Origin of the sequence: Maricaulis sp. (assembly GCF_034670125.1) — a bacterium.
GTDB lineage: Bacteria > Pseudomonadota > Alphaproteobacteria > Caulobacterales > Maricaulaceae > Maricaulis.
Genome location: NZ_JAXMOC010000002.1, coordinates 257,419 through 270,142, shown reverse-complemented (window position 1 = coordinate 270,142; position 12,724 = coordinate 257,419). Strand labels below are relative to the sequence as shown.

The 12,724-nt window shown below is 61.9% G+C and carries 12 protein-coding genes; 7 read left to right on the top strand and 5 right to left on the bottom strand.

The annotated features are described in order from the left end of the window. Positions 1 to 35 precede the first annotated feature (35 nt). Positions 36 to 1,976: a hypothetical protein gene (locus tag VOI18_RS04625; RefSeq protein ID WP_323761239.1), complete on the top strand. Its 1,941-nt coding sequence runs from the start codon at positions 36 to 38 to the stop codon at positions 1,974 to 1,976. A gap of 362 nt (positions 1,977 to 2,338) precedes the next feature. After that, positions 2,339 to 2,467 (top strand): entericidin A/B family lipoprotein, encoded by a 129-nt coding sequence (locus VOI18_RS04620; RefSeq protein ID WP_323761238.1) that lies wholly within the window; start codon positions 2,339 to 2,341, stop codon positions 2,465 to 2,467. Here VOI18_RS04620 and VOI18_RS04615 read toward each other — a convergent pair whose 3' ends face one another. The 4 genes from VOI18_RS04615 to VOI18_RS04600 are packed head-to-tail and all read right to left on the bottom strand — an operon-like array spanning position 2,468 to position 6,792. Next, on the bottom strand, positions 2,468 to 3,988 hold the full coding sequence (locus VOI18_RS04615; protein ID WP_323761237.1) for a RimK family protein: 1,521 nt from the start codon (positions 3,986 to 3,988) through the stop codon (positions 2,468 to 2,470). After that, positions 3,985 to 4,473 (bottom strand): GNAT family N-acetyltransferase, encoded by a 489-nt coding sequence (locus tag VOI18_RS04610; RefSeq protein WP_323761236.1) that lies wholly within the window; start codon positions 4,471 to 4,473, stop codon positions 3,985 to 3,987. Before VOI18_RS04610 ends, VOI18_RS04615 begins: the two co-directional genes overlap by 4 nt. Further along, the gene (locus tag VOI18_RS04605; RefSeq protein WP_323761235.1) at positions 4,473 to 6,017 is read right to left on the bottom strand and encodes a GNAT family N-acetyltransferase; all 1,545 of its coding nucleotides are present in this window, start codon (positions 6,015 to 6,017) and stop codon (positions 4,473 to 4,475) included. Before VOI18_RS04605 ends, VOI18_RS04610 begins: the two co-directional genes overlap by 1 nt. Before the next feature lie 34 nt (positions 6,018 to 6,051). Beyond that, entirely contained in the window at positions 6,052 to 6,792 is a 741-nt protein-coding gene (locus VOI18_RS04600; RefSeq protein ID WP_323761234.1) for a hypothetical protein, read from the bottom strand. A gap of 128 nt (positions 6,793 to 6,920) precedes the next feature. Here VOI18_RS04600 and msrP point away from each other — a divergent pair, with 128 nt between their 5' ends. Together msrP and VOI18_RS04590 are read left to right on the top strand one after the other, a co-directional pair. Then, positions 6,921 to 7,907, top strand: coding sequence for a protein-methionine-sulfoxide reductase catalytic subunit MsrP (gene msrP, locus VOI18_RS04595; protein WP_323761233.1), 987 nt, complete (start codon positions 6,921 to 6,923; stop codon positions 7,905 to 7,907). 21 nt (positions 7,908 to 7,928) lie between these two features. After that, on the top strand, positions 7,929 to 8,606 hold the full coding sequence (locus VOI18_RS04590) for a protein-methionine-sulfoxide reductase heme-binding subunit MsrQ (RefSeq protein ID WP_323761232.1): 678 nt from the start codon (positions 7,929 to 7,931) through the stop codon (positions 8,604 to 8,606). On the opposite strand, the gene VOI18_RS04585 is transcribed toward VOI18_RS04590, so the two are convergent. Then, on the bottom strand, positions 8,546 to 9,031 hold the full coding sequence (locus VOI18_RS04585; RefSeq protein ID WP_323761231.1) for a hypothetical protein: 486 nt from the start codon (positions 9,029 to 9,031) through the stop codon (positions 8,546 to 8,548). The genes VOI18_RS04590 and VOI18_RS04585 overlap by 61 nt on opposite strands. A gap of 113 nt (positions 9,032 to 9,144) precedes the next feature. Here VOI18_RS04585 and VOI18_RS04580 point away from each other — a divergent pair, with 113 nt between their 5' ends. The 3 genes from VOI18_RS04580 to VOI18_RS04570 all read left to right on the top strand — a co-directional run bounded on the left by VOI18_RS04580 (position 9,145) and on the right by VOI18_RS04570 (position 12,695). Next, the gene (locus VOI18_RS04580) at positions 9,145 to 10,269 is read left to right on the top strand and encodes a M14-type cytosolic carboxypeptidase (protein ID WP_416374862.1); all 1,125 of its coding nucleotides are present in this window, start codon (positions 9,145 to 9,147) and stop codon (positions 10,267 to 10,269) included. Positions 10,270 to 10,273: 4 nt separating this feature from the next. Next, complete coding sequence (locus tag VOI18_RS04575) at positions 10,274 to 10,726, top strand: YaiI/YqxD family protein (RefSeq protein ID WP_323761229.1); 453 nt, start codon at positions 10,274 to 10,276, stop codon at positions 10,724 to 10,726. A gap of 115 nt (positions 10,727 to 10,841) precedes the next feature. Further along, the gene (locus VOI18_RS04570; RefSeq protein ID WP_323761228.1) at positions 10,842 to 12,695 is read left to right on the top strand and encodes a M2 family metallopeptidase; all 1,854 of its coding nucleotides are present in this window, start codon (positions 10,842 to 10,844) and stop codon (positions 12,693 to 12,695) included. The last annotated feature ends 29 nt before the right edge of the window (positions 12,696 to 12,724 follow it).

Here is a 12,724-nt window from a genome sequence, read left to right as displayed (position 1 = left end):
GTGCTAGGCCTCCAGCCAGGGGGAATACATCCAGAATGCATCAACTCCTGAGCGAGCTTCGTCGCCGTAACGTGTTCCGGGTCGCGGCCGCCTATCTGGTCGTTGGCTGGCTTGTCATGCAGGTCATTACCGTGATCTCCGACGCTGCCGGACTGCCGAGCTGGGCGGACAGCCTGGCGCTGATCCTGTTGCTGGCCGGCTTGCCGGTGGCCGTCTTCATCGCCTGGGCGTTCGAACTCACCCCGGCAGGCCTGAAGCCAACCGAGCAGGTTGATCCGGACAAGTCCCTGAGCCGGGCGACCGGCACAACGCTCGACATCGCCATTCTGGCCGGATTGGGCCTGGTGGCAGTACTGGTGTTGACCAGTTGGTTGTGGCCGCGGGACACGCCGCAGGAGGCAAGATCGGAGCAAATTGCGGGACTTGCGGAGCCGCAAAGTGTGCCGGCCACAGTCTCAGCCGACGAAGACAACCTGGTCGCAGGCGCAATTGCGGGCAATGTCGCCGCGGAGGGACCGCCGCCCCTCTCGGTTGCCGTCCTGCCTTTCATGGCCATGTCGTCTGACCCGGAGGACCGCTACTTCGCTGATGGGCTTTCCGAGGAAATCCTCAATTACCTCGCCGCCGTTCCAGATCTGCTGGTGACCTCCCGAACATCGGCCTTCCAGTATCGAGGCGACGATATCCCGTCCGCACCGGAGATCGCGGCGCAGCTGGGTGTCGCCCACATCGTCGAAGGGTCGGTGCGTCGATCCGGTGACCGGGTCCGCGTGACCGCCCAGATCATCCGCGCTGCCGACGATATCCACCTGTGGTCCCAGACCTATGACCGAACCATGGAGAATGTTTTCGCGATCCAGGATGATATCGCGCAAAACATCACCGACGTGTTGGACATCGTGCTCGACGAGGACCAGCGCGCCCGCATGCTTGAGTTCGGGGTGCAGGATGTCGAGGCCTATATCCTGTACCAGCGCGCCGTCGAGATCAGTATCAGCGCACACCACTACCGGGCAAACACGCTTGAAGCCCTCGAGCCTGCGCTGCCACTTTTCGAGGAAGTCTCGCGCCTGGCCCCCGAATTCTCGGCTGCCCACCAGCTACACGCTGATTATTACGCCCATCAGATGGGACAGGCCCAAAGAGAGAATACGGAAGACTCGCTAATCACGCTTGCAACGGCGCGTGACAATTATAACCGATTGCTGGACCTGGCGAAAAACTCGACAAGGGATCCCAATCGTCGCGCCATGATCGATGTAGACCGTCTGTTCATGAATGATAGCTGGGTCGGTGCCCGGGCGATCATTGAACAGGCCAGCCGGACAACGGGTTGCCCCTACTCTGCCTGGCTTCAGGAGCTCACAATGTTGTCCGGGCGGTCGGAAGACTTTGTTCCCTATGCGCAACGCATGACGCAATGCGACCCGCTCAATCGGATCAACTGGCTGGTCCTCACCAGTATTGCCTATGATGCGGGGCATTACGACCTCGCGCACGATGCCGCCATTGCCGGCTTGCGGCTGGACTCCACCGACACCGACTTGATGTGGAGTTCCGCCAACGCCTTGTTTCAGGCCGGTCGCCGTGAGGACGTTGAGGCTTCCATGAATTTCCTCCAGGTGCCCGATTATGTTCGCGGCTTCTATACGGCCCTTTTCGAAGCCCGCGATGGTGACCGTGAGGCGGCCATCGCAGCGCGCACCCTGATGGGCGAGCCGAGCGAAGGCGGGATCAACCCATTTGAATTAAGGCTCCATGCGGTCCTGGGGGAGCGCGACGCGGCAAACCGGATGGCGGCTCAATTGGATGCCTTGCCCCGGTCACATATTGATCTGATCCGGATAACCGCCACCTGTCAGTGTGGCGCGATGTGGGATCTGGAAGCGACCCCAAACTTCGCGCGGATAATCGACGAAGCCGATTTTCCGTGGCCGCCACCTGGCGGAGACGACTACCCGTTCAAGGATTGGTGACTGATCGGGCTCGGGCTTCAGCTGGGGAATAATTGGTGACGGGCACGCGTTAATCCCGATTCTACCAATAAAAGTGGACACGACCGTCCTGGCGGGTGGTCACGCTTTGGTTCTATAATCGGGGCTTGGAGTTGAGCCGCCCCGATGGACCAGCAAGGGAGCGAGACCTTGTGCGATTAATGTGGCCGAACGGAACCCATTGGCCGCCTGCGTGCGGGGCGATGGTCCAATTTGGAGAGCCGTTCGGTCTTGTCTGACAGCGCCCATTGCACGCCTGTTAGCTGAGTTGCGGTCGGGCGGCATGCCTTGCTGCGACGCTGCGGGTGAGGCATGCTGGGGATCCAAGCAAGAAAGGTACAGCCATGAAACGTTTCGTCTCATTCGCCGTTATCGCCCTTGTTGGCGCCAGTCTCGCCGCTTGCAACACCATCCGCGGGGCTGGTCAGGATATCGAACGGGCTGGCGAGGCCGTCCAGGACTCGACCAACTGATCAATCCACCGCGTCGCGCCGGTTGTCGGCTGGGCTTGCGTTCACCGCAGCTGGCGTGGCCGGCGCACTGATGCGCGCTTCAAGCCGGCGCGCAAACCATCCGATGATGGCTTCCCAGAGTCCGTCCTTGAGGACCAGGCCTTCGACATCGCTTTCCAGATTCGGATTGTCGTTGATCTCGATGACGTAGACACCGTCAGGCGTTTCTTTCAGGTCGATGCCGTACAATCCGCGACCGATCAGGCGGGCGGCAGCGAGCGCGGTCTCGATCACGGCGGCAGGCGCCTCGGACACATCGAAGCTGGCGAATCCGCCCTCTCGGGATTTGCCGCCTTCCAGATGTTTGATGATCTGCCAGTGCCCACGCGCCATCTTGTATTGGCAGGCGAACAGCGCCTCTCCATCGAGCACACCGACGCGCCAGTCGAAACTGGTGGGCAAATATTCCTGGGCGATGATCAGCGCCGTATCGTCGAACAACTGGCTGGCGCGATCACGCAACTCGGCTTCGGTCGACACCTTGTGCACCGAACGGGAAAACGAACCGTCCGGGGCCTTGAGCACCACCGGAGTGCCCAACCGGTCCATCAATCCATCCAGCGACTGGGTTTCATCGATGATTTCCGTGCGCGGCGCCGGCACGCCCCCGAGTTCCAGCAATTCCTTGAGGAACACCTTGTTGGTGCAGCGGATCATCGAGGCGGTGTCGTCGATGACCGGCATGCCCTCTTGCTCGGCCCGGCGGGCAAAACGGTAGCTGACATTGTCGATGGCAGTCGTCATCCGGATGAACAGCGCGTCGTACTCGGCCAGGCTGGCGAGGTCATTCGGTCCGATCGGTGTGACTTCGACCCCCATCCGGGCCGCCACGGTCGCCAGTCGCTTCAGCGAGGACGGTTTCGATGGCGGCATCTCTTCGGCGGGATCCGTCAGGACAGCCAGTGACCAGCGTGCCGGGGCCTTCTCCTTGCGGTCCGCCCAACCGCGTTCGGTGTGACGGGCCATCGCATCGAGAAAAAAGGCTCTCGCCTCGCCCTTCAACGCATTGGGGGCCAGGGCGCGAATCCGGTCAATGGTCAGGCCGGACTTTGACAGGGTGACTTCCAGCACCGGGACACGGAACCAGTCAAACAACAGTTTTCCGAAGCGGCCCAACCCGGTCTGATCGACACGTCCGAACGCGACGGTCATGGAGGCCGGCAAGGACGCCCCGTCAGAGTGCGCACGGGCCAGTGCCGCATTCAGTTCGGGCAGCGCCTGTGCGTAGAGCGTCTTGCGCGACAGCTCCACCATCGTCTGGGCACTCGGCGCGATCCGGTGTCCCCGGGCTTCGGCCAGGAGCGAGGCATAATAGCCTTGGGTCTGGTAGCCATAGGAGCGGGCCAGGTTGAGAATATTTGGTCGCCGCTGGGTAAACAGGCCCGGATTGGCGAGATAGTCGCGAATGCGCAGGACCTTGTGCGGGGTCTCGTGCTGGGCGAGATCATTGGGAAATTCAATGAGGATGAGCCAGTCGCTCACGGGGTGTCCTGCTCTGGTATGACGGTCCTGGAAAACCCCTCGACAGAGGCCTCCAGAACCAAGGCCGTTTCGCCATCCTCGTAATAGGCAATTCGCTTGTCATGCAAGCGAAATCCGCGCCCTTCATAAAGTTTCACAGCGGGCCGGTTCGAGGCGCGAACTTCCAGTCGGAGCGCGCGGCAGTTGCGCTTGGCAGCGAACGCGCCGGCGGCATCGAGCAAGGCCTCCGCGACACCCTGACGGCGGGCACCCGGGGCAACAGCGAGGGAGTAAATCCGTGCGATATGGCTGCCGTTCCGGAAACTCACGGCGATATACCCACCCAGCCCCTCGGCCGCCTCGGCCAGCAGAAACCGGGTTCGACCACCCGCGAGCATCCGGGACAGGTTTCGACGCGCAAATCGATCCGCGTCGAAGCTCTCCGCCTCGATCCGGTCGATCCGGTCAAGATCTTGCCGCCCCGCCTCGCGGATGGAGACCGGCATTACCCCTTCCAATCAACCTTGTAGAGGTCAAAGCGACGGTCGCGCAGATTGCGGACCGTGCCCTCCTGGCGGGCCCAGTCGAGATCGGTCAGATCGAGATCGGCAATGGCCACGGTTTCGACGTTCTCGGTACACTCCGCAGCAATTCCGTCGCGGGCAAAGCGGAAGTCACACGGGGTAAGAATGCAGGACTGGGCATACTGGATGTCCATGTTTTCCACGCCGGGCAGATTTCCGACATTGCCGGACATCACGACATAGCACTGGTTTTCGATCGCCCGGGCCTGCGCGCAATAGCGGACCCGCAGATAGCCCTGGCGGTTGTCCGTGCAGAAGGGAACGAAGAGCAGCTTGGCGCCGGCATCGACCAGCTTGCGCGCCAGCTCCGGGAATTCGCTGTCATAACAGATCAACACGCCAATCGGCCCGCAATCGGTCGGGATGGTGATGATCTCGTCGCCGCCGAGAATATTCCACCAGTGCCGCTCGGACGGGGTCGGGTGGATTTTTTCCTGGGCGTGGACCGAGCCGTCCCGCAGGAAGACATAAGCGACATTCTGGATGTCGCCATCATCGGTGCGTGTGGGATGGGAGCCGCCGATGATGTTGATGTTGTAGCTGATCGCCAGCTCGCGCATTTTCTCGACGAAGTGCGGCGTATACTCGGTCAGCCGTTCAATCGACTGCGCCGGCGTCAGGCGGGTTTCCTCAAGCGCGAGAAGCTGCAGGGTGAACAGCTCCGGGAAGACCACGAAGTCGCAGCGATAATCCGACGTCACATCGACGAAGTATTCGATATTGCTGATGAATTCGTCAAAGCTCTCGACCCGGCGCTGCTGGAACTGGACCGTTGCGACGCGGACGATGTCCTTCTGGCCGGGCGGGGCATTGGCGCTGAGCTTTTGTTCCACTGCATAGGGGTTGCGCCAGACCATGTGGCTGGCCCAGCCACGCGAGGCCGAGTCTGACGGCAGATAGCCCTTGAGCACGCCGATCGGCTCAAACCCCATCCGGGACTGGAAGCGGATCACAGGGTCTGCGACTTCCTGGGCCATTACGGCGTCGAGATAGGCCTTGGCGGTGGGGAATTGCTTGCGTTTGCGCTGCCAGTTCGGCATCCGCCCGCCAAAGACAATCCCTTCCAGCTCATAGCGTTCCGCCAGTTCCTTGCGGGCGTCATAGAGGCGCTGCCCGATCCGAAGGCGGCGGCGCTCGGGATCGACACAGACCTCCATGCCGTACAGCCATTCACCCTTGGGATTGTGACGCGAGGCATATCCGCCGCCGGTGATTGAGTCCCAGGTGTGCGGTTTCAGCGCCGTGTCACCATCGATGATGAAACTGGCCGCATAGCCGACGATCTCGCCGTCATACTCGACCAAGACCTGACCATCCGAAAAGATCGAGATCTGGCCCTGCAGCATGGCCACCGAATAGGTGTCCATCGAGGGATAGACCTTGCCGACCAGCGCGATGATGCGCGGGATGTCCTCGAGCGTGGCATTGCGGACATTGAGGGAGGAACGACCGGGTTGGCTGGGCAAGGAAAACCTCTGTGATCTGGATGCCGGGCGCCCCCTAGTGAAGCACCCATTTCAATTGCAGTTGGGGAACGGATTCCGTGACGCCGTCCACGCCGAACTTGTTGTGCCAGTACTGCCATTCAAGGCCCAGAAAGACGCGGCCTGAAGCACCGTGGTGCGCGCCTATATCCCACAACAATCGGGGAACCAATAACTGATTTGCGACGCCGGGCCCCTCGGCCCCGGCAAGATCGGCAAATCCTTCGAACAGGAGGGCCTCCCCACCCAGTTCGAAGGGGCGATTCCAGGCGATCGAAAGTTGCCCCGTTGTCCCGGAGCGCCGCGGATCATCGCGCAGGAAAGCATGGACCCGGAAAAAACGGAAACCCTCGAGATCGAGATCGATTGCCGCGCCGGCGAGGTAACGCTCGACGCCGCCCTCCCCGCGCTCGTAATTGGCGGCCAGCAGAACATCGCTGACCGGACCGGCCTGCCAGTCGCGACCGGTCAGCCGCGACAGGGACAGGCGTGGGGTGATTTCACCATAGACCTGGATAGCCCCATCCGGTTCAAACGTGACATCGGTGAAGACAAAGAGATCCCCGACCGTGGACGCATGGGCATGTTCGAAGGTGATTATCGTGCGCTCCTCGGGGCCGAGCGCATAGTCGACCCCTTTGAGTATCTGGAGATTCTCGCTGTGCCACTGGATGGGCCCATCCGCGAATGCCGGTGGCGTGGCAAGGCTCAGGGCGGGCATTAAAACCGGCAGGCAGGACAGGAGCGTACGCAGCATGAAATCCTCCTCGGCAGTCGCACTCACGATAACATGCTCACCCGCAATCATCACGAAACCGTTGAAGGGGCAGACGATCACGGAAAATGCCCTAGTTTCGTAAAAACAGCAGACACGGATACCGACCCATGTTCAGTCGAAAGCACCGTCCCTGGCAGAGCCGGGAAGCCGACATAACCCCGAAGGGGCTCTACCTGGACCGCCGGGCCATCATGGCCGGTGGCGGCGCGATGGCCCTGGCCGGACTGACCGGTTGTGACGCCCAGTCGAACGCGCTCGCAGGCCAGCAGGCAGGGAGCCGACAACGCCCGGTAAACGGCTCTCTCGATTTCAGCCCGACCGATTACTCAGTCATGGATGACCAGACCCCCTTCCCGGCGGTGACAGGCTACAACAACTTCTATGAGTTCGGGATCGGCAAGGATGACCCGGCTCGTTACGCCTCCGCCCTGACCACAGACCCCTGGTCAATCGACATTGAAGGGCTGGCAGGCCGGACCGGGCGTTTCGCCCTCGAGGATGTGGTTGATTTTACCAGCCTGGAGGAACGCATCTACCGCCTGCGCTGCGTCGAGGCTTGGTCGATGGTCATTCCCTGGATCGGCGTGCCGCTTTCCACCGTGCTGTCGGCCTTCCAGCCATCCACTGATGCGCGTTATGTCCAGTTTGAAACCCATCTGGACCGCGACGAGATGCGCGGCACCCGCTTCCCTGTCCTTGACTGGCCGTATGTGGAAGGGCTGCGCATGGATGAAGCCATGAACGAGCTCGCCTTCCTCGCAGTCGGTCTCTATGGCGAGGTCCTGCCAAACCAGAACGGCGCGCCGGTGCGGCTCGTTGTGCCTTGGAAGTACGGTTACAAGTCGATCAAGTCGATATCCAGGATCCGCTTCGTCAGCGAGCAACCGGTAACCAGCTGGAACCGGTCCGCGCCGCGCGAATACGGCTTCTACTCGAACGTCAATCCGGACCGGGCCCATCCGCGTTGGAGCCAACGATCCGAACGGGTCATTGGCGGCAATGTCTTTGCCCGGCGCGACACCGAGATGTTCAATGGGTATGGCGAACAGGTCGCGCACATGTATGCCGGCATGGACCTGATCGAAAACCACTAGGCCCGCGGACGCGACAAAATCATGGCACGCAATCCGGTCCTCAGGACGTTCAGCCGTCATCTCTTGAAGCCAATTGCCTTCTGGCTTCTGGCCCTGCCGGGCCTGTGGCTCGGCTGGCAATGGGGACTGCTGCTGACCGGTCAGGCCCATGGACTCGGCTTCAACCCGATTGAGACAACCCATCGATTTCTCGGTGATACCGCAATCCGCATCCTGCTTGTCTCGCTGGCGGTGACGCCGGTTCGGGACCTGACGCGGTGGGCCCCGGTCATGATGATCCGGCGGCGCATCGGCCTGGCGGCGTTCTGGTATGCCCTGTTGCACATCCTCGCCTATCTCGGGCTCGACCTTCTCCTGGCTGCCGGGATGAGCGTCACCGGCGCGCTCGCCGGATTATGGCGGGATGTGGCGGAACGGATTTACATCACGCTCGGCATGAGCGCGTTCATCCTGTTGATCCCGCTTGCCCTGACATCGTTCAACCGGATGCAGCGCTGGTTGGGAGCGCGGCGCTGGCAAGGGCTGCACCGCCTTGTTTACCCGCTCGCGGTTCTCGCCGTCCTGCACCATGGCTACATGGTCAAGGGCCAGCAACTCGGCCCCTGGGTCCATGGTGGCATCCTGGCGCTGCTTCTGGCCTATCGCCTGTTCGGGACGATGGCGCGAAACAGGCCGCAGGCCAAGGCAAGCGCCTCCTGACGCTTGATTACCAGCATCGCCACACAGGACAGCCAGACCAGGCATGCCGCCACAAACAGTCCACCGCCGTCCGAATTGGGATCAATCCCCAAAGGGGTGAAGAGATGGAAGCTGATGGCGCCACTCATGATCGCGACGCCCAGTCCGCTCCCGACGATCTGCAAACGCGACAGAGCCGGTATAAATCCAATCAATAGCAATGTAGAAGCAAGGAGTTCTGCCGATCCGATAACGTATTGACTGAAGAGACCGCCATGATCGAAGAGGCCCGCCGCCCCGAGCCCGGCCGCCCAGCTGTCGAGCCGACCGAAGATTTCCTGTGTCTCCGGAGCGTCGGTGAACTTGTAGCGCAACGAGTCCAGAAAGATCGCCGCAACGAAAAGCGGCAATCCGAACCGGACCGCCCGTGAAATCCAGACCATCATCCTGTCATCTCCCGGATAGGGCGCAGACGCGCCGTCGATTGACCGAGCGATATGGTCTATCACCCTGACAAGCGAGTCACCCTTTTGCGAGAACAGCGGAGCAAACCATGGGCCTGCACATCACCGACGCCTTTGACAGTGGCAATATCGAGGTCCTCGACGCCGCCGACCCGGGCCGGATCCGGCTGGAAATCCGCAAGGATAATGGTTCCGACTTCTATCAGTGGTTCCATTTCAGGGTCACCGGTGCGATGGGCGAACAACTGTCCATGGCCATCGAAAACGCCGGCGGGGCCGCCTATCTTGAGGGCTGGCCGGGTTATCAGGCCTGCGCCTCCTATGATCGCGAGACCTGGTTCCGGGTCGACACGGAATATGCCGACGGCACGCTCACCATTCACCACATGCCCGAGGCCGACACGGTCTGGTTTGCCTATTTCGCGCCGTTCTCGATGGAGCGCCACCAGGACCTCATCGCCTGGGCCCAGCTTCACCATGCGGTGGAGCTGGAGGTGCTCGGCGAGACTCTGGACGGGCAGACCATGGACCTTCTCACCGTCGGTGAGCAGGACAGCGCCACCCGAACGATCTGGGTCACCGCTCGCCAGCACCCCGGCGAGACCATGGCGGAGTGGTGGATGGAAGGCTTTCTCGGCCGCCTGCTCGATGATGATGATCCGGTGGCCCGCAAGCTGCGCGAACAAGCCGTTTTCCACATCGTTCCCAACATGAATCCGGACGGCTCCAGGCGCGGGCATCTGCGCACCAATGCCAAGGGCGTCAATCTGAACCGCGAATGGGACAAGGCGTCGGCGGAGAATTCGCCAGAGGTCTTCCATGTCCTGAACCGCATGCGCGAAACCGGGATCGATCTGGCGCTGGACGTTCATGGCGACGAGGCCCTGCCCTACAACTTCATTGCCGGCGGCGAAGGCGCGCCCAATTTCGATGAGCGCGGCCAGGCCCTGCTGGACGGCTACAAGGACGCGCTCTGCCTCGCCAGCCCGGATTTCCAGACCGAACACGGCTATGATGTCGACGCGCCGGGCACCGCCAACCTGTCGGTCTGTACCAATTATCTCGCCAATGAATTCAAGTGCCTGGCGATGACGCTTGAAATGCCGTTCAAGGACAATGCCGACCTGCCGGACCCGGAATTCGGCTGGTCGCCGGAGCGGTGCCGCAAGCTGGGCGCCGCCAATCTGGATGCCATGCTGGCCCTGGTTAGTGAGCTTTGATCCGATGACCATCTATGTCGATGCCGATGCCTGCCCGGTGAAGGACGAGATCATCCGCGTCGGTGAGCGGCACCAGACGGAGATGTTGTTCGTCTGTGATGGTGGGCTGCGGCGGCCGAACTCGCAATGGGCGCGATTGGTCATCGTCGAAGGACGATTGGACGCGGCGGATGACTGGATCGCCGAAAACATCGGCGCCGGGGACGTCTTCGTGACCGCCGACATCCCGCTCGCGGACCGGTGCATCAAGGCTGGCGGTATCGGCATCGATCCACGCGGCAAACTCTGGACCCAGGACAATATCGGCGCTTCCCTTGCGACCCGCAATTTGATGACCGATTTGCGCGAAACCGGAGCAGTGACCAGCGGTGCCAAACCCTTCGGCCCGAAAGACCGCTCGGCGTTTCTGGACGGAATGGAACAGGTGATGCGCGCGGCCGCGGCGAAACGGGTCTGATTGCAAGCGGTATCAGCACACAATCGCGCGCCGTCGCCTTGACGCGCACGACGAGCGCATCAGGATAGAGACAGTTAGCCAATACTGCCCGACGGGCAGACGGGGAGAATGATCCATGAAACGTTTGATGACCGGCGTCGCTTCAGGCGCCCTTCTGGCGGTGCTTGCGGGCTGTAGTGCCCCCAACGAGCCTGCTGCCGGCTCGCAAGCCGCCGCGACCGAAACCGAGGCACCGGTCACGGTGGCCGATGCCGAACAATTCCTCGCCGATGCGACGACGGAATTGCGTGAGTTCAGCGAGTTCGGCGCCCGTACCGCCTGGGTCCAGAACAACTTCATCACCCACGACACCAATTGGTTGCTGGAGCGCATGTCGACCCAAGGCACCGAGATGGCGGTTCGTCTGGCCACCGAAACGGCCCGCTTCAACGAGCTGGAGATGACGACCGAGATGTCGCGGCAGATGAATGTGCTGCGCGCCGGGATCACGCTGCCGGCTCCGGCCGACAGCGCAGCGGCCGCCCGCCTGTCCGAGCTGACCACGCGCATGGGTTCGGCCTACTCGACCGGTCTGATGGAAATCGACGGGGAAATGGTCGACCACAACGAGCTGGAAAACATCATGCGGACCAGCCGCGACCCGGAATTCCTGTCCCATGTCTGGGCGGGCTGGCGTGACAGCTACAATCCCGAGCAGATGTCGACCGACTATGCCGAAATGGTCGAGATCGCCAATGCCGGCGCCCGCGATCTGGGTTTCTCCGATCTCGCCGAGATGTGGCTGTCCAATTACGACATGCCGGCCGACGAGATGGAAGCCGAGGTCGAGCGCCTCTGGGGCCAGGTCGAGCCGCTTTATGAGCAGCTCCATTGCGCCGTCCGCTCGGAGCTGAATGGCCTGTATGGTGATGAAATCCAGGCCGCCGACGGTCCGATCCGGGCGGACCTGCTGGGCAATATGTGGGCCCAGTCCTGGGCATCCCTCGCGGATGTGGCCTCGGTCAGCGATGCCGGTCCGGCCTATGACCTGACCCAGCTTCTGGTCGATGCCGAGTATGACCAGATCCGCATGGTCGAGACCGCCGAGACCTTCTTTACCTCTCTGGGCATGGAAGAGCTTCCGGACACGTTCTGGGAGCGCTCCTTGATCATCCAGCCGCGTGACCGCCAGGTCGCCTGCCACGCCTCGGCCTGGAATCTCGACAGTGTCGACGATCTGCGCATCAAGATGTGTACCCGCGTCAATGCCGATGACTTCGTCACCGTGCACCACGAGCTGGGCCACAACTTCTACCAGCGCGCCTACAACCAGCAGGACTTCCTGTTCCAGGGCGGCGCCCATGACGGCTTCCACGAGGCCATTGGCGATTTCATCGCCCTGTCCGTGACCCCGGACTATCTGGTCCAGATCGGCCTGCTGGATGCGGCCGACGTTCCTGATGCCTCAGCCGATCTCGGCCTGTTGATGGATACCGCCCTCGACAAGATCGCCTTCCTGCCCTTCGCCGTGATGATGGACCAGTGGCGCTGGCGCGTGCTGCGCGGCGAGATCCAGCCGGACAATTACAATGACGCCTGGTGGGAGCTGCGCGAGAGCTATCAGGGCATCGTGCCGCCGGTCGAGCGTGGTGAAAACGCCTTCGATCCGGGCTCGAAATACCACATCGCCAACAATGTCCCCTATCTGCGCTATTTCCTCAGCTTCATCATGCAGTTCCAATTCCATGAAGCGGCCTGTGAGATGGCCGGCTGGGAAGGCCCGCTGCACCGTTGCTCGATCTACGGCAATGAGGAGGTCGGCGCCCGCTTCAACGCGATGATGGAAATGGGTGCGTCGCAGCCCTGGCCGGACGCGCTGGAAGCCTTCACCGGCACCCGCGAAATGGATGGCTCGGCCATCATCGCCTATTTCCAGCCGCTGATGACGCACCTGGAAGCGGAAAATGCTGACCGCGACTGCGGTTGGTAATCAATCCGCCGGATTGAATGAAAGGCGGC

What these genes read in the sequence shown, in the direction of transcription:
- VOI18_RS04625 (WP_323761239.1), top strand. Translation starts at nt 36, where the DNA reads ATGCATCAACTCCTGAGCGAGCTTCGTCGCCGTAACGTGTTCCGGGTC.
- VOI18_RS04620 (WP_323761238.1), top strand. Translation starts at nt 2,339, where the DNA reads ATGAAACGTTTCGTCTCATTCGCCGTTATCGCCCTTGTTGGCGCCAGT.
- VOI18_RS04610 (WP_323761236.1), bottom strand. Translation starts at nt 4,473, where the DNA reads ATGCCGGTCTCCATCCGCGAGGCGGGGCGGCAAGATCTTGACCGGATC.
- VOI18_RS04600 (WP_323761234.1), bottom strand. Translation starts at nt 6,792, where the DNA reads ATGCTGCGTACGCTCCTGTCCTGCCTGCCGGTTTTAATGCCCGCCCTG.
- msrP (WP_323761233.1), top strand. Translation starts at nt 6,921, where the DNA reads ATGTTCAGTCGAAAGCACCGTCCCTGGCAGAGCCGGGAAGCCGACATA.
- VOI18_RS04590 (WP_323761232.1), top strand. Translation starts at nt 7,929, where the DNA reads ATGGCACGCAATCCGGTCCTCAGGACGTTCAGCCGTCATCTCTTGAAG.
- VOI18_RS04585 (WP_323761231.1), bottom strand. Translation starts at nt 9,031, where the DNA reads ATGATGGTCTGGATTTCACGGGCGGTCCGGTTCGGATTGCCGCTTTTC.
- VOI18_RS04575 (WP_323761229.1), top strand. Translation starts at nt 10,274, where the DNA reads ATGACCATCTATGTCGATGCCGATGCCTGCCCGGTGAAGGACGAGATC.
- VOI18_RS04570 (WP_323761228.1), top strand. Translation starts at nt 10,842, where the DNA reads ATGAAACGTTTGATGACCGGCGTCGCTTCAGGCGCCCTTCTGGCGGTG.